Consider the following 22928-nt stretch of genomic DNA (forward strand, 5'->3'; position numbering starts at 1 on the left):
GATTTCCTGGATTGTGACGAGGACGAGTGATGAGCGATATTGCTGAGCGCGTGAAGAAGATCGTGGTCGAGCATCTCGGCGTCGAGGCCGACAAGGTCACCGACAGCGCCAACTTCATCGACGATCTCGGCGCCGACAGCCTGGACACCGTCGAGCTCGTCATGGCGTTCGAGGAGGAGTTCAACGTCGAGATCCCGGACGACGCCGCCGAGACCATCGTGACGGTGGGCGACGCGATCAAGTTCCTGGAGAAGAACACCGCGGCCTGAGGGCAGGTGGGCTTTGAGCCCCGGCGGGCGGGAGCGGGAAGGCTGATGCGCAGGGTCGTCGTCACTGGGCTCGGAATGGTGGGCCCGCTCGGCTGCGGCGTGGAGGCGGCCTGGAAGCGGCTTCTCGCAGGGGAGAGCGCGGCGAAGAAGGTCGATGCCTTCGAGGTGTCGGATCTCGCCTGCAAGATCGCCTGCCCCATCCCGCTCGGGGACGGGAGCAACGGGACCTACGCTCCCGACCAGTGGGTCGACCCGAAGGACCAGCGCAAGGTCGATCCCTTCATCGTCTATGCGCTCACCGCCGCGAAGCAGGCCCTCGACGATGCCGGCTGGCATCCGAAATCCTACGAGGACCAATGCGCGAGCGGCGTCATCATCGGCTCGGGCATCGGCGGCATCGAGGGCATCTACAATGCCTCGGTCATCATGTTCGAGAAGGGGCCGCGGCGCATCTCCCCCTTCTTCATCCCGGGCCGAATCATCAACCTCGCCTCCGGCCAGGTCTCGATCGCGCACGGGCTGAAGGGGCCGAATCACTCGGTCGTCACCGCCTGCTCGACCGGGGCGCACGCCATCGGCGACGCCTCGCGGCTGATCCAGTTCGGCGATGCGGACGTGATGGTGGCCGGGGGCGCCGAATCGCCCATCAACCGGCTGGCGCTCGCGGGCTTCGCCGCCTGCCGGGCGCTCTCCACCGGCTTCAACGACGAGCCGACCCGCGCCTCGCGCCCCTATGACCGCGACCGCGACGGTTTCGTGATGGGCGAGGGCGCCGGCATCGTCGTGCTCGAGGAATACGAGCACGCCAAGGCGCGCGGGGCGAAGATCTATGCCGAGATCGTCGGCTACGGCCTCTCGGGCGACGCCTATCACATTACCTCGCCCTCCGAAGACGGCGACGGCGCCTTCCGCTGCATGACGGCCGCGGTGAAGCGGGCCGGTATCTCGCCCGCCGAGATCGACTACATCAACGCGCACGGCACCTCGACGCCGCTCGGCGACGAGATCGAGCTGAAGGCGGTCGAGCGCCTCGTCGGCAATGCCGCGGGCAAGCTCACGATGTCCTCCACCAAGTCGGCGGTCGGGCATCTCCTCGGCGCGGCCGGCGCGGTCGAGGCGATCTTCTCGGTCCTCGCCATCCGGGACGGGATGGTGCCGCCGACCCTCAATCTCGACAATCCCTCGGTCGAGACCGCCATCGACCTCGTCCCGCACCGGGCCCAGGCGAAGACGGTGGACGTCGCGCTGTCGAATTCCTTCGGCTTCGGCGGGACCAACGCCTCCCTCGTATTCCGCCGGGTGGCATGAGGCCGCTTTGCGGGGCTCACGCCTTTTCGCCATAATGCGCGGCGATGCAGGGCTCCGGGCGCGTGCGGCGCGACCTCCGGCCCGCGAAGCCCATGATTGAGACATTCGGCCGTGGGGCGGCGGTCCAGCCGCGCCGCGGCCGTTGAGGCGAGCAGATGTTCGGCAGGCGATCGACCCCTCCAGAGCCCCTTGACGACGAGGCGCTGCCGAAGCAGGTCGCGAAGGCGCCGCCCCCGCCGCCGCGCCGCCGGGTTCGCCGCCCGCGCGGCGGCCTCCTGTCGATGCTGAGCGGCGTCCTGACCTTCGTGGTGGTGATCGGGGGGGTGGTCGTGTTCGGCCTGATGGCGGTCGCGCACGAGCTGTCCAAGCCCGGCCCGCTCGCCGCCGACAAGATCGTGATGATCCCCAAGGCCACCGGCACCGCCGAGATCTCGGGCCTCCTGGCGAAGGAGGGGGTGATCGACAACCCGATGCTGTTCGAGCTGTATTCCTATTTCAACCGCAGCAAGGGGCAACTCAAGGCGGGCGAGTTCCAGTTCAAGGCGAGGGCCAGCATCGCGGACGCGATCGACACGCTGATCGGCGGCAAGGCGATCCTGCATGCGGTCACGATCCCGGAGGGCCTGACCAGCGAGCAGGTCGTCGCGCGGCTGCGCGACAACGATATCCTCGTCGGCGGCGTGAACGACACCCCGCGCGAGGGCTCGCTCATGCCCGACACCTACAAATTCGAGCGCGGCACGACCCGCCAGCAACTCCTCAACTCGATGCAGCAGGCGAGCCGCACGACTCTCGACAAGGTCTGGTCGCGCCGCTCGCCCGACCTGCCGATCAAGACCCCGCAGGAACTGGTCATCCTGGCCTCGATCGTCGAGAAGGAGACGGGCAAGGGCGAGGAGCGTCCGCGCGTCGCCGGCGTCTTCATCAACCGCCTCCAGAGGCGGATGAAGCTCCAGTCGGACCCGACCATCGTCTACGGGCTCGTGGGCGGCAAGGGGACGCTCGGCCGGGGCATCACGCGGGCCGAGATCGACAAGCCGACGCCCTACAACACCTATGCCATCGAGGGCCTGCCGCCCGGCCCCATCGCCAATCCGGGCCGCGCGGCGCTGGAGGCATCCGCCAATCCGGCCAAGACGCGCGAGCTTTATTTCGTGGCGGACGGCACGGGCGGCCACGTCTTCGCCGAGACCTACGACCAGCACCAGCGCAACGTCGCCAAGTGGCGGCAGATCGAGCGCGCACGCGACCCGGCGGTGGGCGCGGGCGCGGGCGAGGTCGACCGGGCGGCGCCGCCCGAGACCCGCACCGACTACGAGGCGGCGAGCCCCACGCGCTCGGCCTCGGCCGGTCCGTCCTCCTATGGCTCGCGCGCCTTCGACGCTTCGGAAGGGACGCCGATCGATCCTCTCCTGAACCGCAACTGGGACCTCAGCACGGCGAAGACGGTGCCGAGCTTCGGCCCGCCCGAGGCTGAGCCGGCCCGCGCCGCGGGGGCGCATCCGCGCGCAAAGCCGGCCGGCCGGAAGACGGCCGGCGCGGCCGCCGAGCCCCTGCCCCCGGGTGTCCGGCTGCCTCCCCGCTGAGCTTTCACATGACGATCAGGTCGATGACCGGCTTCGCCCGCGAGGCCGGAGTGACGGGCCCGCATCAATGGGCCTGGGAAATCAAGACGGTGAACGGCCGGGGCCTCGACGTGCGCCTGAGGGCGCCGCAGGGCTTCGAGCAGCAGGGGGAGGAGGCGAGGCGCCTCCTCGCGGCTTCGCTGACGCGCGGCCAGTGCCAGCTCTCGCTCACCCTCGCCCGCGCCGCCGGCGAGGCGTCGGTCAGGATCAACCAGCCGGCTCTCGAACGCCTTCTCGCGACACTCGACGGCATCCGGCGGCCGGACCATGTGGGTCCCGCGACACTCGACGGCCTCCTGGCCGTGCGCGGCGTCGTCGAGATCGAAGACGATGCCGGGGCGGCCTTCGACGAGGCGCTTCGGACCGATCTCGTGGCGGCGGCGGCCCGTCTCGTCGCGGCCTTGCAGGCCGCGCGGGCGGCCGAAGGGGCGGCCCTCGCCCATGTGCTCGACGGCCAGCTCGCCGCCATGGCCGCCCTCGCCGAGGCGGCCGAGCTGTGCCCCGGCCGGCAGCCGGAGGCGGTCAGGGCGCGCCTCGCCGCCCAGGTGGCCCTGCTTCTCGACGCCTCGGCGGGCCTGGACTCGCAAAGGTTGCACCAGGAGGCCGCGCTTCTCGCCGCGCGCGCCGATATCCGCGAGGAGATCGACCGGCTGCGGGCCCATATCCAGTCGGCGCGCGAGCTTCTCGCGGCGGGCCAGGCGGTCGGCCGCCGGCTCGATTTCCTGGCGCAGGAACTCGGGCGCGAGGCCAATACGCTCTGCTCGAAGGCGAATGACGTCTCGCTGTCGCGAATCGGGCTCGACTTGAAGGCCGTCGTCGAGCAATTCCGCGAGCAGGTTCAGAACGTGGAGTAGCGGGGCGTGGGCGAGGTGGCGGAAGGCAGGGACCATGAGGCGCACGGCGCCATCGGGCGGCGCGGCTTCGTCCTGATCCTCTCCTCGCCTTCTGGGGCCGGCAAGACGAGCCTGACCAAGGCGCTGATGGCCGACAAGGATGCGGGCCTTGCGGTCTCGGTCTCGGTCACGACCCGCCCGAAGCGCCGGAACGAGGTGGCCGGGCAGGATTACAACTTCATCTCCGTCGACGATTTCCGGCACCTGAAGGACCATGACGACCTGCTCGAATGGGCGGAGGTCCACGGCAATTTCTACGGCACGCCGCGCCGCCCCGTGGAGAAGCATCTGGCGGCGGGCACCGACATGATCTTCGACATCGACTACCAGGGCACCCGGCAGGTGCGCGAGAAGATGGATCTGGATGTCGTGACGGTGTTCATCCTGCCCCCCTCGATGGCGGAGTTGCGCAGCCGCCTCGAGCGCCGGGCCCAGGACAGCGACGAGACGATCGAGCGGCGCCTCAGGAACGCCGCCGTCGAGATCGAGCGCTGGCGCGAATACGACTACGTCCTGGTCAACGAGGATCTCGACAGCTCGCTCACCAGCCTGCGCGCGATCCTGGTGGCGGAGCGCGCGAGGCGCGAGCGTCAGACGGGGCTCGACGATTTCGTGGCGGGGCTGCTCCGCGAGGCGGCCTGATCCGCCTCGGCCGCGTCGAGCGCCGCGGCCATCGCGCAGAAGCCGGCGACCGGGACCTCCTCCGCCCGCGCCGTCCCCTCGATCCCGGCGGCCGCGAGGAGCGGGGCGGGGTCGGTGCCGAGCGCCTTGAGGCTCTGGCGCAACATCTTGCGGCGCTGGCCGAAGGCCGCGCGCGTGATCCGCTCCAGCGTCCGGGGCCGGGCCGGAAGCGGCGTGGGATTCGGCTCGACCAGCACCACGGCCGAGGTGACCTTGGGCGGGGGCACGAAGGCGCGCGGCGGCACGTCGAACAGGATGCGCGAGCGGCAGCGCCAGCCGCACAGGACGCCGAGCCGGCCGTAATCCTCCGGCCGGTCCGGTCCGGCGACGATCCGGTCCGCGACCTCGCGCTGGAACATCAGCGTGGCGCTGGACCAGGGGGGCGGCCAGGTCTCGCCGGAAACCCAGCCGGCGAGGAGGGCCGTGCCGACATTGTAGGGCAGGTTGGCGACGATGCGCGAGGGACCGGGGCCGAGCAGGTCGGCGGGATCGACCGTCATGGCGTCGGCCTCGACGACCTCCAGACGGCCGGGATAGCGCTCGGCGATCTCGGCCAGGGCCGGCAGGCAGCGCGGATCGCGCTCGACGGCCACGACCCTCGCGGCGCCTGCGGCGAGGAGGGCGCGGGTGAGGCCGCCGGGGCCCGGCCCGACCTCCAGCACGCTGATGCCCTCGAGGGGACCTGCCGCGCGGGCGATGCGGCCGGTCAGGTTGAGATCGAAGAGAAAATTCTGGCCGAGGGCCTTGCGGGCGGCGAGCCCGTGGCGGGCCACAACCTCGCGCAGCGGTGGCAGGCCGTCCGGCGCGGTCAAGGCAACCACGGGACCCCATGCCCGGCGAGACGCCCCGCGAGGCGGATCGCCGCGAGGAGGCTGTCCGGCCGCGCGATCCCCCGGCCCGCGATATCGAAGGCGGTGCCGTGGTCGGGCGAGGTGCGGATGAAGGGCAGCCCGAGCGTGACGTTGACCCCTTCGTCGAAGGCAATGGTCTTGATAGGGATCAGCGCCTGGTCGTGATACATGGCGAGGACGCAGTCATAGGCGGCCCGCGCGCGGGGATGGAACAGGGTATCGGCCGGGTGCGGCCCCGTCGCCGCGATGCCCTCGCTTTGCAATTGCCGGATGGCCGGCGCGATCACGTCGCGATCCTCGCCGCCCATGGCGCCCCCCTCGCCGGCATGGGGGTTGAGCCCGGCGACGGCGAGGCGCGGGGCGGCGATGCCGAAGCGCGCGGCGAGGTCGCGCGCCACGATGCGGCCCGTCCGCACGATGAGCGCCGTGTCGAGCCGCCGTGGCACCTCGCTTAGCGCGATATGGACGGTGACGGGCACGACGGCGAGCGTCTCGCTCCAGAGCATCATCACCGGATGGGGCGGCGGCTCGCCCGGCCGTGCGGCCAGTTCCGCCAGATATTCGGTATGGCCCGGTTGGCGGAAGCCGGCCGCATAGAGGACGTGCTTGGCGATCGGGTTCGTGACGAGGGCGGCGGCCTCGCCCCCGCGTACCGCCGCGACCGCCCGGTCGATGGATTCGATCGTCCCGGCGGCCGTTGCCGGATCGGGCCGTCCCGGCTCCGCCCCGGCGCGCCCCGAGAGCGGCACCACGGGCAGGGCCTCGGCGAAAATCTCCGCCGCGCGCGCCGGTGTCGCCGGCGCGACGGGGATATCGAGGCCGATCCGCTGCGCCGCGGCGGCGAGGACATCCGGGTCCGACAGCACGAAGAAGGGAAGCCGGGCGGCTTCCGGCTCGCCGCGGAGCGCGAGCCAGGCGCGCAGCGTGATCTCCGGGCCGATCCCGGCCGGGTCGCCCTGGGTCAGGGCGAGGGGCAGGCGGGAGGTGCTCATCCGGCCCGGTGCGCCCCCGCGGGAGGGACGGTTGCGCCGGTCCTCACCGCGTCGCGATGCCGTCGGCCGTCGTCGTGGTGACGCTCTGCGAGACGTTGCTCTGGCCGAGGGTCCTCAGGTCGAGGCGGACCATGATGGTGCGATCCGTCTCGCGCAGCCCCGTCGCGGCGAGGCGCGGGGTGACGTAGTAATTGATGCTGAGGGACGTGCACTCGTCGCGATAGCTGAGGGCGAAATTGGTCTGCGCGACGGAATCGGCCTTGCGATATTGCAGGTTGGCGAGGGCGGCCGCGGTCCCGTAGACGTTGGCGTAGTCCTGGAAATACAGCGCGTAGGCCTCCCGCTGCTCGCGGGAGCGGTCGAGATCGAGCAGCACCGAGCCGCCGATCGACCAGTTGGGCGTGATCTGCCAGGAGGCGCCCGGGCGCAACCCTTCGCGGGGATACAGGTAGCCCTGCTCGACCTGGGCGCTGTAGCGCACATAGGTCAGGGAGGCCATGATCGGCAGGTAGGGCTTGAAGTTCGCGACGGCCTGGGTCTCGAAGCTGTTCGCCGAGAAATCGCGATGGTCGAGCCGGGCGCGGGTGACGAGGGAGAAGTTCTCCGTCGGATTCACCTGGATGCGGCCGACATAATCGGAGACGCGGCTGTCGAGGCCCGAATCCGCTCCCGTATTGAGGAGGTCGCTTCCCGTTCCGTAGGAGTTCCGCCCCGCGACTTGGTAGGATTGGCCGAAGAGGGCGTTGCCGGTCCAGCCGGAGGGCGTCACGACGTTGTATTGCAGGCCGACATTGGCCCGCACGCCGCCCTCGACGCGGTCATAGCCGGAGAACTTGTCCCAGTTGAACAGGTTCGTGTCGTCGTAGACGAGGCTGTGCGCATCCTCGTTCGGAAGCCGGCCCATATGGCTCTCGTTCGGCCGCGCGATGATCTGGCCGATGGGAGTGAGCGTATGCGTGCCCCATTGTCCGGCATCCGCCACGAAGGGATAGCGGTATTCGAGGCCGATCGCGGGCATGGCCCGGCCGACCACCGTGTCGTTCCCGCCAATGAAATTCGTGATCATCGGGTTCTGATAGCCGGTCAGGTCCGGGCTGTTGGAGAACGCGTCCGCCCGGAAATAGGCGAAGGGCGTCCAAACCTGGCCGAAATCGTCGATCATGTTGCGGCGCCAGGACACCTCCGCCGAGGCGCGCGCGTAATTGCCGGCGAGCCCGTTGACGAGGCAGACGCTGCGCTGGAACACGATGCAGCTGTCATAGGGCACCGCCGGCAGCGCGGTGCTCAGCGCGCCGAGCGTCTGGAGGCCGCCCAGCGAGGAATTATAGGCCGTGGTCGGCGTGTATTGCGTCAGGTTGCGGTTGATGTTGGTGAAGTTGAACTGGAAGCGCAGCTCGCCGCCCAGCGGCTCCGGCCCGTTGATGCGCTTGTCGTAGTCGAGCACCGGCGTGACGTTCGGCAATTGCTTCTGCCAGTCCGCGTAGGACAGTCCCTTGAAGTAATAGGCCGAGAGGTCGAAATAGGAACGGTCGCCCTGCCCGCGCAGATAGGCGCTGGAGGTCGATTCGGGCAGGATGTAGTTCGCCGAGAAGCTTTCGCTTCGGATCTTGTAGTTCTGGAGGAACCACTTGTCCGACAGCATCGCGACGTCCCAGCCGTAGCGCCAGTGTTCGTTGATGTTGAAGCGGCCCGTCGATTCGAGCGAGCCGCGCCAGGTGCGGTTGGCGGGGCCGTAGGGCGGCGCCAGGAAGGCGCTGTCGCCCATCTGGTAGGTGCCGGCCGCGCGGATGTTGAACTCGCCCGTCAAGAGACGCTGGCGATACTCCGCCTGCATCAGCACGCCCTGGCGCGACATCAGGCTCGGCGTGAGCGTCAGGTCCTTGTCTGGGGCGATCACCCAGAAATAGGGGATGGCCGCACCGTAGCCGAGCGCCTTGGTGTGGATGTAGCGGGGGGCCAGAAAGCCGGATTCGCGCTTCACGGTCGGGTCGGGGGACCAGAAATAGGGAATCCAGCCGATCGGCACGCCGCCGACCTCGACCGTCGCGTTCTCGTAATAGATGCGGTGCTCTTCGTTGTTGTGGACGATGCGCGCCGCCTTCACCTGCCAGAGCGGGGGGCGCTCGGGATGCTCGCGGCAGGGCTCGCAGGCGGTGTAGGTGCCGTATTCGAAGGTCGTGGTCTCGCCGCCGATCCGCTCGCCGCGCGGGGAGGAGAAGCGCGTCGTCACCGGGCCCTGCAGGTCGCGCGAGGTCTGCTCGGCGCGCAGGCTGTCGATGAAGCCCGTCTTGAAATCGTCCGTCAATTCGAAGCGGTCGCCGGTCGTGACCTGGCCGTTCGCCTCGGTCATCCGCACGTTGCCGGTCGCGGTGACGCGTCCGCTCGTGCGGTCGTAGGTGACGCGGTCGGCCTGGAGGGTGCGCCCGTCATAGTTCAACTCGACGTCGCCGGTGGCCGCGACGGTGTTCTTGTCGCGGTTGTAGACGATCTCCTGCCCTTCCACGAGCAGGCGCGGCTTCTCCTTCCCCGCCTTCGCCTTGCCGGCGATCAGGTCGTTCATCGACGCCTGGGCGAGGGCGAGCGAGGGCAGGCCGGCGCCTGCCAGCGCCAGCGCGATCACCCACGCGCTCGTCGTATGCCGAAACCCCATCGAAGCTCCATGCCGGTTACGCTGGCCGAGGATCATCACCCGTCCTCTTGATACAGAAGCGCCAGCGTCCCGAGTAAGCTGCCCACGATCGCCGGAAACCACGCCGCCACGGAGGAGCCGATGATCCCGGCACCCCCCAAGTCGCGCATGACTTCCGTAACCACATAAAGCACGAACCCGGCGCCCACGCCACCGAGCACCATTTTGGCGACACCACCAAAGCGGAAAAACCTCAACGAAACGGATGCGGCCAGGAACACCATGGCCACGAAAAGCAGCGGGCGGGCCAGCAGGACGTCGTATTGGAGCCGGTAGCGGCTCGCATCGAGGCCCGCGCTCTCGGCCTTGGCGATCGTCTCCCCGAGCTTCCAGAACGAGACCGATTCCGGCGGGGTGAAGGTCTGGCGCACCTGGCTCGGATCGAGGTTGCTGGCCAGGAGATAGGTCCCGTAGCTCCGCGGCTCGTCCTCGGTCGAGAAGACGTGGGCGTCGTGGAACTCCCAGTACCCGTCCCGCAGGACGCCGTCCTGCGCCTCGACCCGCTCCATGAACCGCCCCTGCGGATCGAAGACGAAGATCGTGGGACGCTGCACGGTGTTGGTGGCGGCGACGGCGGTCTCGGCGCGGATCACGGCCTGGCCGTCGACGCTCTTCTGGCGGATCCAGAGTTCCGGCCCGAGCCCCTTCGACCTCGTGCCGAAGATCTTGGCCTCCATGCGGCCCGATTGCTGCTTGAGCGCGGCCGAGAGGGGGTTGTAGGCGAGGATCGAGAAGAGGCCGAGGGCGACCGCCACCGCGAGGCCGGGCTGGAGGAACTGCCAGGCCGACACGCCGGCGGCGCGGGCGACGACCAGTTCCAGCTTGCGCGACAGGCCGAGCAGCGTCGCCATCGAGCCGAACAGGACTGCGAAGGGCAGGACCTGCTCGGCGATGGAGGGCGTGCGGTAGAGCGAGAGCTGCGCCATCATCAGCGGCGTCGCGCCGGCCGTGTCGCCCGCCCGGCGCAGCAGCTCGACGAAGTCGAGCGTGAAGACGAGCCCGAAGACGGTCGCGAAGACCATCATGATCGTCCGCAGGAAGCGGGCCGAGATGTAGCGGGCGAGCGTGTAGCCGATCAGCATGGCGTCACGCGTCCCGCAGCCGGGCGCGGCCCGGCCAGGAGGGAAGGAGCGAGGCCGCCCGGCGCCGCAGGCGGTCGAGGGTTCCGAAGAGGAGCGGCCCGTGCAGGATCATGGCGAGGGAGAGCAGGATCGCCGCGACCGGCAGGCCCCAGACGACGAACACGGCGCCCGGGCTGCGGGCCACCGCGCTCGAGGCCGCGAACAGGGCGATCCTGAGCGCGACGACGGTGACGACCGCCCCGGCGATCGAGGTGCCGCGTCCCTGGCGCGTGGTCTTGGCGTTGCCGAGGGCGGCGAAGGCGATGAAGACGGTGGCGAGCGGGAAGAGCCAGGCGGTGAGCCGGTCGTGCAGCTCCGCCCGGAAGCGGCCCGACTGCATGCGGTAGTAGTTGTCGGACTTGTCCGGCATCAGGAGGTCGCCGGTCGAGCGCTCGCGCGGCTTGTAGACCAGCTCGCCGGTCTCCTGGTTGAGTGCCGCGAGGTCGATCGCGTAGCGCGAGAAGGCGACGATCGAGGAATCGGCGACGCCCGCCCGCTGGCGGTGGACGCTGCCGTTCTCGAGCACGAGGTAGCTCTGGCCCTTCTGCTCGATCGTCTGGCCGCGCTCGGCGAGATAGACGATGGTGCGGTCCGCGTCCCGCCGGTCCTGCATGAGGATGCCGAGGAGCGCCTGGCCCGAGCGCTCGCGATAATGGAACGTGACCCCGTTATCGAGGGTGGTGAACTGCCCCTCCTGGGCGATGTTGGCGACGAAATCGGCCCGGATGCGGGAGATGAGGTCGCGCAGCTCCTGGAAGGAGGCGGGGATGAGGTAGATCGACAGGAACCCCACCATCGCCGAGACGATGAGGCCGAGCGAGAGGAAGGGCCGGATCAGCCGCAGGGGCGACATGCCGGCGGCGCTCATCACGATCAGCTCGGAATCGCCGTTGAGGCGGTTCAGGGCGTAGATGATCGCGATGAACAGCGCCACCGGCGCGATCACCGCGACGAGGGTCGGCAGGGTCAGGCTGGTGACGGTCAGGAAGACGAGCAGCGTCTGGCCCTGCGCCGTGATGACGTCGAGCTGACGCAAGGCGGAGGTCAGCCAGATCACGCCCGTCAGCGCCACGAGGCAGCCGAGAAACGCGCCGGCGACGATCCGAAATATGTAGCGCTCGACGAGAGACATGCGGAACCGTGCAGACGCCAAGGGCTATCCCGCCTCCCCGCCAGGGGCAATGACACGGGGGCAACACTCCTCTCCCTCCGCAATCGGGCCGAAGCGAGGCCGAGGCGGGACGGGCGCCGCAGGGGATGGCACGGGGAGCCTCGTCCGCGTCCGGCCGCCCTTGCCTCGCCGCGCGCCGCGGGCCAAGGCTCGGCGGGAAGCGGGACGCTCCGTCGGCCCCGCGCAGTCTCGGCGAGAGAATCCATGGTGGACAAGATCAGCATCGCGTTTCGGCCCGCCACGGTCCCGGAAGAGGGCGACCTCGTCGTCTTCGTGCGCGACGACCTCGTGCCGCTCGGCGCGGCCGGTGCGACCGGCCTGGGCGATCTGATCGCGCGGGCCGCCGCGGCGGAGCGCTTCAAGGGCAAGGCGAAGGCGGTCCTCACGATCCCGGCGCCGGCGGCTCTCCCCGGAATCGGAAGCCTGCATGTCGTCGGGCTCGGGCCGAAGGACGGCCCCGCCCCGGACTGGACGGCGATCGGGGGCGTGATCGCGGGCCGCGTCCCGGGCCGGCAGGCGAGCGTCCTCGCCGATTTCGACGGCGTCGGGCTCGAGGCCGTCGCGGCCATGGCGCTCGGGGCGCGGCTGCGCGCCTATCACTGGGATCGCAAGAGCAAGCGCAAGCCGGAGGCCGAGCCGGAGGCGCCGACGCATCTCGTCTTCGGCGTCGCCGATCCGGCGGGGGCGGAGCGGGCCGATGCCGCCGGCCTCGCCTTGGCCGAGGGCGTGAACCTCGCGCGCGATCTCGTCCACGAGCCGCCGAACGTGCTCTTCCCGCTCGAATTCGCGCGCCGCGCCGAGCAGCTCGATGCGCTCGGCGTCGAGGTCGAGGTCCTGGGCGAGGAGGATCTGCGCCATGTCGGGATGCGCGCGCTCGTCGCCGTGGGCGACGGCTCCGTCCACGACAGCTGCGTCGCGCTGATGCAGTGGCGGGGCGGGGCGCCGGACGAGCCGCCGATCTGCTTCGTCGGCAAGGGCGTCTGCTTCGATTCGGGCGGCATCTCGATCAAGCCCGCGGGCGGCATGGAGGACATGAAGGGCGACATGGCCGGGGCCGCGACCGTGGTCGGGCTCATGCACGCGCTCGCGGCCCGCAAGGCGAAGGTCAACGTGATCGGCGCCATCGGCCTCACCGAGAACATGCCCGACGGCAAGGCGCAGCGGCCGGGCGACATCATCACGACGCTGTCCGGCCAGACGGTCGAGATGGTGAACTCGGATGCCGAGGGCCGGCTCGTCCTCGGCGACGTGCTCTGGTACGTCCAGGATCGCTACAAGCCGGCCTTGATCATCGACCTCGCGACGCTCACCGGGGCGGTCCTGGTCGCCCTCGGCCAGGAGCATGCCGGCCTCTTCTCGAACGACGACGAGCTGGCCGGGCGCCTCGAAGCGGCGGGGCGGGAGACCGGCGAGAAGGTCTGGCGGATGCCGCTGGCCCCCGCCTACGACAAGATGATCGATTCCAAGTTCGCGGACATGAAGAATACCGGTGGCCGCCATGCCGGCTCGATCACGGCGGCCCAGTTCCTGCGCCGCTTCATCCGCGACGACCTGCCCTGGGCCCATCTCGACATCGCCGGGACGGGGATGAACGTCCCCCAGACCGATGTCATCAAGACCTGGAGCGGCGGCTGGGGCGTGCGCCTGCTGGAGCGGCTGGTGCGCGATCATTACGAAAAGCAATAGATGCTTGATCGGAATCAACGGCGATCCTCTTGCGTCCGGTAGTCAGGGCCGACCACGGAAGAGGCAGGCGAGATGCTCGAGCGCGTGAAGGACATCCACGTCGTCCTGTGCCCCGACGAGGGCAGGACTGGCGCGGCGGCGGCCTTCGGCCTGTCGCTGGCGCAAGCCGCGCAGGCCCATGTCACCGTCCAGGCGGCCTCGGTCAGGATCACGATTCCCCATTCCATTATCAGCAATGTCGGATCGGCCCTGGTGAGGGAGGAGAACAAGCGCCGGCTCGAGGCGGCGGAAAACACAGCCGATGCCTGCCGGAAGAATGCGGCCGCGCAGGGCAGCGCCTGCACCGCGCTCGCGTTCCAGATTCCGTTCCCGGAGGCCGTGGCGGCATGCGGCCGCCGCAGCCGCCTGCACGACCTGACGATCCTCGATGCGCGCGCGGACGCGCTCCGCCTGGAGCGCGCGGTCGTCGAGGAGATCCTGTTCAAATGCGGGCGGCCGGTGCTCGTCGTGCCGGAAGGCCATGACGCCTTCCGGCCCGGCCATGCGATGGTCGCCTGGGACGGAAGCGCCCAGGCCGCGCGGGCGCTGAACGACGCTCTTCCGCTGCTCGCCGCGGCGAGGACGGTCAGCCTCGTCAGCGTCGCCGAGCCCGGCAAGGAGGACGCGCTGCCGGGAGCCGATATCGCCCGCCACCTCTCCCGGCACGGAATCCAGGTGACGCTGGTCGATCTGAAGGCGTCGCAGAAGAACGTCGAATCGATCCTGCGCGACCAGTCCCACGCCCACCGGACGGACCTGATCGTGATGGGAGCCTATGCCCATTCCTGGTGGCGCGAGATCGCCCTCGGCGGCGTGACGCAATCCTTCATCGGCGATCCGCCGGCGCCCCTGTTCCTGTCCCACTGAAACCGGGCCTCGTCTACCCGGCGAGCCCGTCTTCCCGGTCCGCCTCGCGCAGGGCGGCCGGCCGCTCGGCGGGATCGCCGAGGCCCCCGCCGCCGGGAGTGCGCAGGACCAGCCGCTCGCCGGGCGGGATCGTCTGCAAGCCCTTGCCGCGCAGCACCTTGCCCGAGGCGAGGCCGATATGGCCCGCCGCGCCCGCCTTGCCGCCGTCGCGCCCGCGCGGGGGATGGTCGATGCGATCGAGCGCGGCCAGAAGCTCGAAAGGCTCCTCGATCGCGCTCTCGATCTCGATGACCTGCCCGTGGCCGCCCCGGTACTTGCCGTCGCCGCCGGAATTGGGCCGCAGCTCCTTCTTCCAGAAGATGAGCGGGATGAGGGATTCGGCGATCTCGACCGGATTGCCCTTGACGCCGGACGGATAGGAGGTGGCCGACAGCCCGTCGCTCGTCGGCCGCGCTCCCGTGCCTCCGTTCGAGACGAAGGTGGTCGAGAAGCCGAAATTGCCGTTCGCGTCGCTCGTGCGGCCGCGCAGGTTGAGGTTCCAGAGGCAGGAGGTGCCCTCGGCCGGCACGCGGTCCGGCACCGCCTGGCGCAGGCAGCCGAAGACCATGTCGGGCAGCATCTGGCCTGTCACGTGCCGCACCGAGACGGGGGCGGGCTTTTGCGCGTTGAGGATGGTGCCGGGCGGGGCCGAGACCGTGAACGGCTTCAGCGAGCCGGCATTGTTGGGGATGCGCGCGGCGACGATGCAGCCGAGGCCGAACACCGTGTAGGCGGTGGTATAGGCGATCGGCACGTTGATGCCGCGGCCCGAGGCGGGACTCGTGCCGTCATAGTCGACATGGATCCCGGCCTCGGAGACGGTGGCCCGGGCCACGAGCGTGATCGGCGCGTCGTAGCCGTCGATGGTCATCGAGAAGGACCAGCTTCCGCGCGGAAGCTTCGCGATCTCGGCCCGCACGGCCGCCTCCGAGCGGGTGCAGACGTGGTCGGCCAGCGCGTCGAGGTCGTCGAGGCCGAATTCCTCCATCATCGCGACGAGGCGGCGGCAGCCGATGTCGTTGCAGGCGGCGAGGGAATAGACGTCGCCCTCCGTGTCGACGGGCAGGCGCGTATTGGCCCGGATCATGGCCATCAGCGTCTCGTCGAACCGGCCCCGGTCGGCGAGCTTCAGATGGGGGATGTAGAGCCCTTCCATGAAGACGTCGGTCGCGTCCGGCCCGACGCCGAGCCCGCCGATATCCATGAGATGGCTCGTGCAGGAGAAGAGCCCGACCAGCCGGCCCTTGTGGAAGCAGGGGGTTGTCAGCACGAAATCGTTGAGATGGCCCGTCCCCATCCAGGGATCGTTGGTGATGTAGATGTCGCCCTCGCGCATCGTCTCGAGCGGGAAGCGGGCGATGAAGTGATGCACCGCCTCGGCCATGGAATTGACGTGGCCGGGCGTCCCGGTGACGGCCTGGGCGAGCATCCGGCCCCGGCGGTCGAACACGCCGGCGGAGAGGTCGCCCGATTCGCGCACGATGGGGCTGAAGGCGGTGCGCAGGAGAACCTGCGCCTGCTCCTCCACCACCGAGATGAGCCGGCTCCACATCACCTGGAACTCGATCTCGCCGGGCTGGGTCATCGGCCGCGCCTCCCTCATGCCTTGCGCTCCAGGACCAGCGCCCCGCCCGAATCGAGCCGGGCGTCGAAGCTCGGGCTCACGATCGTCGAGGTGCCCGCCTCGACGATGATCGCGGGGCCGGCGATCTCCATGCCCGGCGTGAAATCGCCCCGCGCATAGACCGGGACGTCGCGGGGCGCGTCGTCCTGGCCGAGGACGAGGGCGCGCGTGCCGATGGGCGCGGGGCCCGGCCGCCGCTCCGGCCGGGGCAGGACGGGAGGCGCCTCCTGGCGCGTCCCCACCGTGACCGCGAAGCTCAGGATCTCGATCACGGCCCCCGGAATGGCGCGCCGGAAAAGCCGGGCGTATTCGCGCTCGAACGCCGCGCGAAGCTCTCCCGGATCCGTCCCGGAGAGCGGACGGGAGGGCAGGTCGATCGCGATCTCATGGCCCTGGCCGAGATAGCGCATGAAGGCGCGCCGTGTTTCGTGCAGCTCGCGGCCCCCCGCGGCGTTTCGCGCGAGGCCGCCCGCCTCCTCCGCCATCTCGGTGAGAAGGGCGTCGAGGGGGGCGGGCTCGAACCTGTCGAGCCGGGCATGGCGGCTGCGCACCAGTTCGTAGGCGACGGGCGCCTCCAGGAACCCGACCGCCGAGCCGACCCCCGCATCGGCCGGCACGAGGATGCGCGAGATGCCGAGCTTCTCGGCGAGCCGCGCGGCATGGAGGGGGGCCGCGCCGCCGAAGGCGACGAGCGTGTGCTCGGCGACGACGAGCCCGCGCTCGACCGCATGGACGCGCGCGGCATTGGCCATGTTCTCGTCCACGATCTCCTGCACGCCGCGCGCCGCCCCGACCGGCGAAAGCGAGAGCGGCTCGCCCACCTGCTCCGCGAGCGCCGCCCGCGCGCGCTCGGGCCGGAGCGCGATCGTGCCGCCCGCGAAGCGGGACGGGTCGATGCGGCCGAGCGCGAGATCGGCATCCGTCACTGTCGGAATGGTTCCGCCGCGCCCGTAGCAGGCGGGGCCTGGCTCCGAGCCCGCGCTTTCCGGGCCGACTGCGATGCGGCCGAGCGCGTCGAGCCGCGCGAGCGAGCCGCCGCCGGCCCCGATCTCGATCATCTCGATGACCGGGATGCGGAGCGGCAGGCCGCTGCCCTTGAGGAACCGCGCCTGCCGGTCGACCTCGAAGACGCGCGACTTCATCGGCGCTCCCTCCTCGATGAGGCAGATCTTGGCGGTGGTGCCGCCCATGTCGAAGGAGAGCACCTTGTCCTCGCCGCGCGCCGCCGCGACCCCGGCCGCGAGGATCGCGCCCCCCGCCGGCCCCGATTCGACGAGGCGGATCGGGAAGCGCCGCGCCGTCTCGAGGCTCGCGAGCGAGCCGCCCGAGGTCATGAGATGGATCGGCGCCGTCGAGCCCGCCTCCCGGAAGCGGTCGCGCAGCCGCCCGAGATAGCCTGCCATCAGCGGCTGCACATAGGCATTGGCGACGGCGGTCGAGGTCCGCTCGTACTCGCGAATCTCCGGAGCGACCTCGCTCGCGAGCGTCACCGCGAGGCCGGGGCATTCCTCGGCGAGGATGTCCCGGATGCGGCGCTCATGCGCGTCGTTCGCATAGCCGTGGATCAGCGCGACCGCGACGGCCTGGACTTCCGCCTCGCGCAGGCGCCGCGCCACGGCCCGCACGGCCGCCTCGTCGAGCGGCAGCCGGACCCGGCCCTGGACGTCCATCCGCTCGGGCACCGTGAAGCGCAGCCGCCGCGGCACGAGCGGGGCCGGGCGCTCGACGAAAATGTCGTATTGGTCGTGCCGCCCCTCGTCGGCGATGGCGATGACGTCGCGGAATCCCTCCGTTGCGATCAGCGCCGTCCGCGCGCCCTTGCGCTCGATGACGGCGTTGGTGGCGAGGGTCGTGCCGTGCACGAAGAGGTCGAGATCGGCGAAGCCGAGCCCGGCCTCGGCGAGGACGATGCGGGTTCCCTCGATCACGGCCTCTTCGGGGGCGCGATGCGTGGTGAGGAGCTTGCGCGTCCGCCGCTCGCCGCCCGCGTCGAGCACGATATCGGTGAAGGTTCCGCCGATATCGACCGACAAACGCGCCATGCTCCGCCTCGCGACCCGACCGTGCCTTCCGTCATAGGCCCGGACGGGGCGGGGGACAACGAAAGGCCGGGATGCGCAGGCCATCCCTGCTGGCCTGCCGGTTGCGGGCGCGGGACCCGTCGTGTAAGGCCGGGGCTCGACCACGGGGCGGTCTTGCCGGCCCCGATGGGTCTGTCGTGCGAATGGCGGCGGCCCGTTCCATCTCATTCGTGGAGTTCAGAGGTCCATGTCCTCTACCTTCGACACGGTCGCGGGGATCATTTCGGAGACGGCGGACATCCCGCGCGAGAAGATCACGCCCGAGAGCCATGCCATCGACGATCTCGGCATCGACTCGCTCGCCTTCCTCGACATCGCCTTCGCGGTGGACAAGGCGTTCGGCATCAAGCTGCCGCTCGAGAAGTGGACGCAGGAGGTGAACGAGGGCAAGGTTCCGGCCGAGGAATATTTCGTCCTCAAGAACCTCGTCGCCCGCATCGACCAGCTCGTCGCCGCCAAGGCCGCCTGACGCGGGCCCCGGCCCCGCGTCCAACGTGTCGGGAAGAGATGCGGCTCGAATATTTCGAGATGATCGACCGCGTGGTCGAGATCGATCGGGCGTCCGGGCGGATCAGGGCCCTGGCGCAGGTCCCAGGCGCGAGCCCGGTCTTCGAGGGGCATTTTCCGGGCCGACCGCTCGTGCCCGGCGTGCTCCTCACCGAGACGATGGCGCAGGCGTCCGGCTATCTGCTCCTGGCGAAGATGGAATTCGCGCAGATGCCTTTCCTGATGGGCATCGACAAGGCGCGATTCCGTGATTTCGTCGGCCCCGACGCGCCGCTCGAAGTCTCGGCCGAGATCGAGCATGAGGGCTCGGGCTATGCCGTGACCAAGGCGTCCATCGCCTCCGGCGGCAAGCGCATCGCCGATGCGGGCCTGCGCTTCCGCATCATGCCCTTCCCCGCCGAACTCGGCCACCTGATGGTCGAGCGCGCCCGGGGCATCGGGCTCGAGGCGTAATCCATGTCGTCTGCATCTCCCCGCCGCCGCGTCGTCGTCACCGGGATCGGCATCGTCTCCGCCCTGGGGGAGGGGATCGACGCCCATCTCGCCGCCCTCGAGGCCGGCGCGCCGGGCCCCGTCGCGACGGAGCCGCTCTCCGGCTATCCGGTCCATGCCGCCGCGAAGCTCGAATGGGACCGGCAGATCCCCAAGAAATCCGACCAGCGCCAGATGGAAGCCTGGCAGAAGCTCGGCTGCTATGCGGCCGGCCTCGCGCTCGACACCGCCGGCGCCAAGGAGGATGCGGCGCTCAAGGCCCGGATGCAGCTCGTGGTCGCGGCCGGCGGCGGCGAGCGCGATTTCGCGGTGGACGGCCAGATCCTGACCGGGATGCGCGAGGCGGCCGATCCCGGCGCCTATCTGAACGAGCACCTGCTCTCCGACATCCGTCCGACCCTGTTCCTGGCCCAGCTCTCGAACCTCGCGGCCGGCAACATCTCGATCGTCCACGGCGTGACCGGCGCCTCGCGCACCTTCATGGGCGAGGAGGCGGCCGGCATCGAGGCCCTGCGCATCGCCGAGGCGCGGATCGCGGCCGGGCAGGCCGACATCATGCTGGCCGGCGGCTCCTACAATGCGGAGCGCCCCGACGGGCCTCTGATCTACGAACTCGGCGGCTATGCGTGGCGCGACGGCTTCGCGCCCGTCCGCGACCGTGCCCAGGGCAACGAGGGCCGCGGCGGGCTGATCCTCGGCTCCGCAGGTGCCTTCCTCGTCCTGGAGGCGGAGGAGCACGCCGCCGCGCGCGGCGCGAAGGTTCTCGCCCGGCTCGAACCCGTCGTCGCGGTGCGGGTGCGGCGCGAGCCGGGCAGCGTCTCGCGCGCCCTCGGCGAGGCTTGGCCCAAGCTCGGCGCCGCGCGGCCCGACCGGGTCCTCAGCGGCGCGAGCGGGGTCGCCCCCGCGACCGCTGAGGAACATGCCGCGTTGTCGCTCCTCGCGCCGGGCGCGCCGGTGACCGATCTCGGCGATCTCATCGGTCATCCGATGGAATCGACGGCCCCCGCGGCCGTTGCGGTCGCCGCCGGCCTCGTCGCGGCGGGCAAGGCGCGGGACGTCGTCGTCACCTCCGTCGGCCATCGGCGCGGAGAGGGCTTGGTGCGGGTGGTCGCGCCGGAGTAGAGCGAGCCATGGCAGTCACCGACAGGCAGGGCCGCCCCCTCGTCGCCGTCACGGGCATCGGCCTCGTGACGTCGCTCGGCCGCGGCCTCGACGACAACTGGGCCGCGCTCACGGCGGGGCGCTCGGGCATCCACACGATCCGCCGCTTCCCGATCGAGGGCTTGCGCACGACGATGGCCGGCACGGTCGATTTCGTCGAGGCCGAGCCCTTCTGCGCCCCGGTCCTGACCGAGCGCTTCGCGGAGCTGGCCGCCGACGAGGCCGTCGCGCAATCCGGCCTCGGCAGGCCGGGCGATTTTCCCGGCGCGCTCTTCGTCGCCGTCCCGCCGGTCGAGCTGGACTGGCCGCAAAGGCGCGAGCTGGCCGCGGCCTCGGGGCAGACCGGGCCGATCACCTATGCCGACCTCCTCGCGGGCGCGCGCACGGGCCGCTTCGGCGCCTTCCACGAGCTGTTCCTCTTCGGCACCGTGGCGGAGCGCCTGGCGGATCGGTTCGGGACGCTCGGCACGCCGATCTCCCTCTCGACGGCCTGCTCCTCGGGCGCGACCGCGATCCAGCTCGGCGTCGAGGCGATCCGCCGGGGCGAGACCGAGGCCGCGCTCTGCATCGGCACGGACGGGTCGGTGAACCCCGAATCGCTGATCCGCTTCTCGCTCCTCTCCGCCCTCTCGACGCAGAACGAGCCGCCCGAGGGGGCCGCCAAGCCCTTCGCCAAGAACCGCGACGGCTTCGTGATGGGGGAGGGGGCCGGCGCCCTCGTGCTGGAGAATGCCGAGAGCGCCCGCGCGCGCGGCGCCACGATCCTGGGCTACGTGCTCGGCGCGGGCGAGAAGGGCGACGGCTTCCACCGCACGCGCTCGAGCCCGGACGGACGGCCGATCATCGAGTCGATCCGCGCCGCGATCGCCGATGCCGGCCTGACGCCGGATGACATCGACTATGTCAATGCCCACGGCACGGGCACGCCCGAGAACGACAAGATGGAGGCGATGGGCCTCATGTCCGTCCTCGGCGAGCGGATGAAATCCGTGCCGATTTCCTCCAACAAGTCGATGATCGGCCACACGCTGACGGCCGCCGGGGCGGTCGAGGCGGTGGTCTCGATCCTCACCTTGCGGAACGGACGCCTGCCGCCGACCATCAACTACGTGGTGCCGGATCCGGCCTTGCCGCTCGACGTCGTGCCAAACGAGGCGCGGGATGCCGATGTCGGGGTGATCCTGTCGAATTCCTTCGGGTTCGGCGGCCAGAATACCTGCCTCGTCATTTCCGCGGAGCCGAGATGAGGAAGCGCGTCCTCGTGACCGGCGGCGCCAAGGGGGTCGGCGCCGCCATCGTGACGAATCTCGCCGCGGCCGGGTTCGACGTCGACTTCACCTATCGGAACTCGGGCGCGGAGGCGCAGGCGCTGATCGCCGCCCTGCGCGCGAGCGCCCCCGACGCGCGGGTGACGGCGCAGCCGCTCGACCTCGCCGAGACGGGCTCGCTCGACATCTTCGCCGAGGCGCTGGAAGGCGAGCCCTATTGGGGCCTCGTCCATAATGCGGGCCAGCCCTACGACGTCCTCGCCGCGATGATGGCGCAGGACAAGGCCGAGGCGGTCATGCAGGTGAATTTCTGGTCGCTGACGCGGCTCGCGAAATCCCTCCTGCGCGGCATGATCCGGGCGCGGGGCGGGCGGATCGTCGTGATCGGCTCGGTCGCGGCCCTCCAGGGCAATCCCGGCAACGCGGCCTATGCGGCCTCGAAGGGCGCGCTGCTCTCCTATTGCCGCACGCTCGCCATCGAGAGCGCGAAGCGCGGCATCACCGTGAACTACGTCGCGCCCGGCTTCATCGATACCGAGATGATGGCGCCTTACGCCGCCTATCGCGCCAAGATGGAGACGCAGATCCCGGCCGGCCGCTTCGCGGCGCCGGGCGACGTCGCGGCCCTGGTCGGCTTCCTGATGGGGCCGGGCGCCGGCTACATCACCGGCGCCGTGCTGCCGGTCGATGGCGGCCTGACGGCCATGACCGGGGTGCACCGCTAGGCGCACCCTCTTTGCCCCCAACCGAACTTCGGGCAGAAGAAGCGGGGGAGGGCATCGCATGAGAGGGTTCCTGTCCATCGTCGCCTGCATCCTGGCGGTGATGATGCAGTCGGCTGCGGCCCAGGCTCCCGGCGCGAATGCGATCCTGATCCTCGACGCGTCGGGCTCGATGTGGGGCCAGGTGGAGGGGCAGACCAAGATCGCCGCGGCGCGCGTCGCCGTCGATCGCATTCTCTCGTCCTGGCGCCCGCAGGACCGGCTCGGCCTCATGGCCTATGGCCATCGCAGCCGGGGTGATTGCAAGGATATCGAGCTGGTCGTGCCGGTCGGCCCCGTCGAGCCGGGCGCCTTCCGCGCGGCGGTGGCGCGGCTCGAGCCGCGCGGAAAGACGCCGATCGCGGCCTCCCTGCGGGAGGCGGCCTCGATCCTGAAGAGTTCCGAGGAGCGCGCGACCGTCATCCTCGTCTCGGACGGCATCGAGACCTGCGATCCCGATCCCTGCGCCGTCGCGGCCGATCTCAAGAAGGCTGGAATCGGGTTCACCGCCCATGTCGTCGGCTTCGACGTCACCGATCCGCTGGCGCGCACGCAATTGCAGTGCATCGCCCGGGCGACGGGCGGCGTCTATCTCGATGCGCGCAACGCCTCGGGGCTGGAAGCCGCCATGACCAGGGCTGCGGAGGCGGCGCGCGGCACGAAGGTCGCGAGCGATGCGCCGGCCGCTCCTCCCAAGGCCGATCCTTTCAGCGGCAAGAACCTGCGCGCGACGGCGCGGCTCGCCGAGGGAACCGATCCGCTGACCGATCCCCGGCTGGCCTGGAGCCTCTACCGCCCCGACG

The 22928-nt window shown here is 70.5% G+C and carries 20 protein-coding genes; 13 read left to right on the forward strand and 7 right to left on the reverse strand.

What is annotated here, in order from left to right; all coding sequences use genetic code 11:
• The first annotated feature begins 29 nt into the window (after positions 1 to 29).
• From PKD06_RS03005 to gmk, 5 genes are all read left to right on the forward strand, one after another.
• Complete coding sequence (locus PKD06_RS03005) at positions 30 to 269, forward strand: acyl carrier protein (RefSeq protein ID WP_324377512.1); 240 nt, start codon at positions 30 to 32, stop codon at positions 267 to 269.
• A gap of 45 nt (positions 270 to 314) precedes the next feature.
• Positions 315 to 1577, forward strand: coding sequence for a beta-ketoacyl-ACP synthase II (gene fabF, locus PKD06_RS03010; RefSeq protein WP_324377513.1), 1263 nt, complete (start codon positions 315 to 317; stop codon positions 1575 to 1577).
• Between the two features lie 155 nt (positions 1578 to 1732).
• On the forward strand, positions 1733 to 3163 hold the full coding sequence (gene mltG / locus PKD06_RS03015; RefSeq protein ID WP_324377514.1) for an endolytic transglycosylase MltG: 1431 nt from the start codon (positions 1733 to 1735) through the stop codon (positions 3161 to 3163).
• A gap of 8 nt (positions 3164 to 3171) precedes the next feature.
• Complete coding sequence (locus PKD06_RS03020) at positions 3172 to 4056, forward strand: YicC/YloC family endoribonuclease (RefSeq protein ID WP_324377515.1); 885 nt, start codon at positions 3172 to 3174, stop codon at positions 4054 to 4056.
• 6 nt (positions 4057 to 4062) lie between these two features.
• Positions 4063 to 4737: a guanylate kinase gene (gene gmk / locus PKD06_RS03025; protein ID WP_324377516.1), complete on the forward strand. Its 675-nt coding sequence runs from the start codon at positions 4063 to 4065 to the stop codon at positions 4735 to 4737.
• Here gmk and rsmA read toward each other — a convergent pair.
• The 5 genes from rsmA to lptF are packed head-to-tail and all read right to left on the reverse strand — an operon-like array spanning position 4686 to position 11561.
• On the reverse strand, positions 4686 to 5588 hold the full coding sequence (gene rsmA, locus PKD06_RS03030) for a 16S rRNA (adenine(1518)-N(6)/adenine(1519)-N(6))-dimethyltransferase RsmA (protein WP_324377544.1): 903 nt from the start codon (positions 5586 to 5588) through the stop codon (positions 4686 to 4688). The genes gmk and rsmA overlap by 52 nt on opposite strands.
• Positions 5585 to 6619, reverse strand: a complete 1035-nt coding sequence (pdxA, locus tag PKD06_RS03035; RefSeq protein WP_324377517.1) for a 4-hydroxythreonine-4-phosphate dehydrogenase PdxA — start codon at positions 6617 to 6619, stop codon at positions 5585 to 5587. Before pdxA ends, rsmA begins: the two co-directional genes overlap by 4 nt.
• A gap of 43 nt (positions 6620 to 6662) precedes the next feature.
• The gene (locus PKD06_RS03040; RefSeq protein ID WP_324377518.1) at positions 6663 to 9269 is read right to left on the reverse strand and encodes an LPS-assembly protein LptD; all 2607 of its coding nucleotides are present in this window, start codon (positions 9267 to 9269) and stop codon (positions 6663 to 6665) included.
• Positions 9270 to 9304: 35 nt separating this feature from the next.
• The gene (gene lptG, locus PKD06_RS03045) at positions 9305 to 10390 is read right to left on the reverse strand and encodes an LPS export ABC transporter permease LptG (RefSeq protein ID WP_324377519.1); all 1086 of its coding nucleotides are present in this window, start codon (positions 10388 to 10390) and stop codon (positions 9305 to 9307) included.
• A gap of 4 nt (positions 10391 to 10394) precedes the next feature.
• Complete coding sequence (lptF, locus tag PKD06_RS03050; RefSeq protein ID WP_324377545.1) at positions 10395 to 11561, reverse strand: LPS export ABC transporter permease LptF; 1167 nt, start codon at positions 11559 to 11561, stop codon at positions 10395 to 10397.
• Between the two features lie 243 nt (positions 11562 to 11804).
• On the opposite strand from lptF, the gene PKD06_RS03055 reads away from it, so the two are divergent.
• A complete protein-coding gene (locus PKD06_RS03055) occupies positions 11805 to 13286 on the forward strand; it encodes a leucyl aminopeptidase (RefSeq protein ID WP_324377520.1) in 1482 nt (493 codons plus the stop codon).
• 72 nt (positions 13287 to 13358) lie between these two features.
• Positions 13359 to 14192, forward strand: a complete 834-nt coding sequence (locus tag PKD06_RS03060) for a universal stress protein (protein ID WP_324377521.1) — start codon at positions 13359 to 13361, stop codon at positions 14190 to 14192.
• Positions 14193 to 14205: 13 nt separating this feature from the next.
• Here the strand turns inward: PKD06_RS03060 and PKD06_RS03065 are convergent, their stop codons facing one another.
• Together PKD06_RS03065 and PKD06_RS03070 are read right to left on the reverse strand one after the other, a co-directional pair.
• Positions 14206 to 15816 carry a hydantoinase B/oxoprolinase family protein gene (locus PKD06_RS03065; RefSeq protein ID WP_324377522.1) on the reverse strand — a complete coding sequence of 537 codons (1611 nt, stop codon included), beginning with the start codon at positions 15814 to 15816 and terminating at the stop codon, positions 14206 to 14208.
• Positions 15817 to 15830: 14 nt separating this feature from the next.
• Positions 15831 to 17897 (reverse strand): hydantoinase/oxoprolinase family protein, encoded by a 2067-nt coding sequence (locus tag PKD06_RS03070; RefSeq protein WP_324377523.1) that lies wholly within the window; start codon positions 17895 to 17897, stop codon positions 15831 to 15833.
• A gap of 226 nt (positions 17898 to 18123) precedes the next feature.
• Between PKD06_RS03070 and PKD06_RS03075 the strand changes: the two genes are divergently transcribed.
• The 6 genes from PKD06_RS03075 to PKD06_RS03100 form a co-directional block, all read left to right on the forward strand.
• Positions 18124 to 18405, forward strand: coding sequence for an acyl carrier protein (locus tag PKD06_RS03075; RefSeq protein ID WP_324377524.1), 282 nt, complete (start codon positions 18124 to 18126; stop codon positions 18403 to 18405).
• 38 nt (positions 18406 to 18443) lie between these two features.
• Entirely contained in the window at positions 18444 to 18896 is a 453-nt protein-coding gene (locus tag PKD06_RS03080; RefSeq protein WP_324377525.1) for a 3-hydroxyacyl-ACP dehydratase FabZ family protein, read from the forward strand.
• A 3-nt stretch (positions 18897 to 18899) separates the two neighbouring features.
• Entirely contained in the window at positions 18900 to 20057 is a 1158-nt protein-coding gene (locus PKD06_RS03085) for a beta-ketoacyl-ACP synthase (protein WP_324377526.1), read from the forward strand.
• Positions 20058 to 20065: 8 nt separating this feature from the next.
• Positions 20066 to 21343 (forward strand): beta-ketoacyl-ACP synthase, encoded by a 1278-nt coding sequence (locus PKD06_RS03090; RefSeq protein ID WP_324377527.1) that lies wholly within the window; start codon positions 20066 to 20068, stop codon positions 21341 to 21343.
• Positions 21340 to 22089, forward strand: a complete 750-nt coding sequence (locus tag PKD06_RS03095) for an SDR family NAD(P)-dependent oxidoreductase (RefSeq protein ID WP_324377528.1) — start codon at positions 21340 to 21342, stop codon at positions 22087 to 22089. Before PKD06_RS03090 ends, PKD06_RS03095 begins: the two co-directional genes overlap by 4 nt.
• Before the next feature lie 58 nt (positions 22090 to 22147).
• A partial coding sequence (locus tag PKD06_RS03100; RefSeq protein WP_324377529.1) for a VWA domain-containing protein occupies positions 22148 to 22928 on the forward strand: 781 nt, incomplete at its 3' end.

It is taken from the genome of Enterovirga sp., assembly GCF_035325185.1.
In the GTDB taxonomy this organism is placed as follows: domain Bacteria; phylum Pseudomonadota; class Alphaproteobacteria; order Rhizobiales; family Beijerinckiaceae; genus Enterovirga.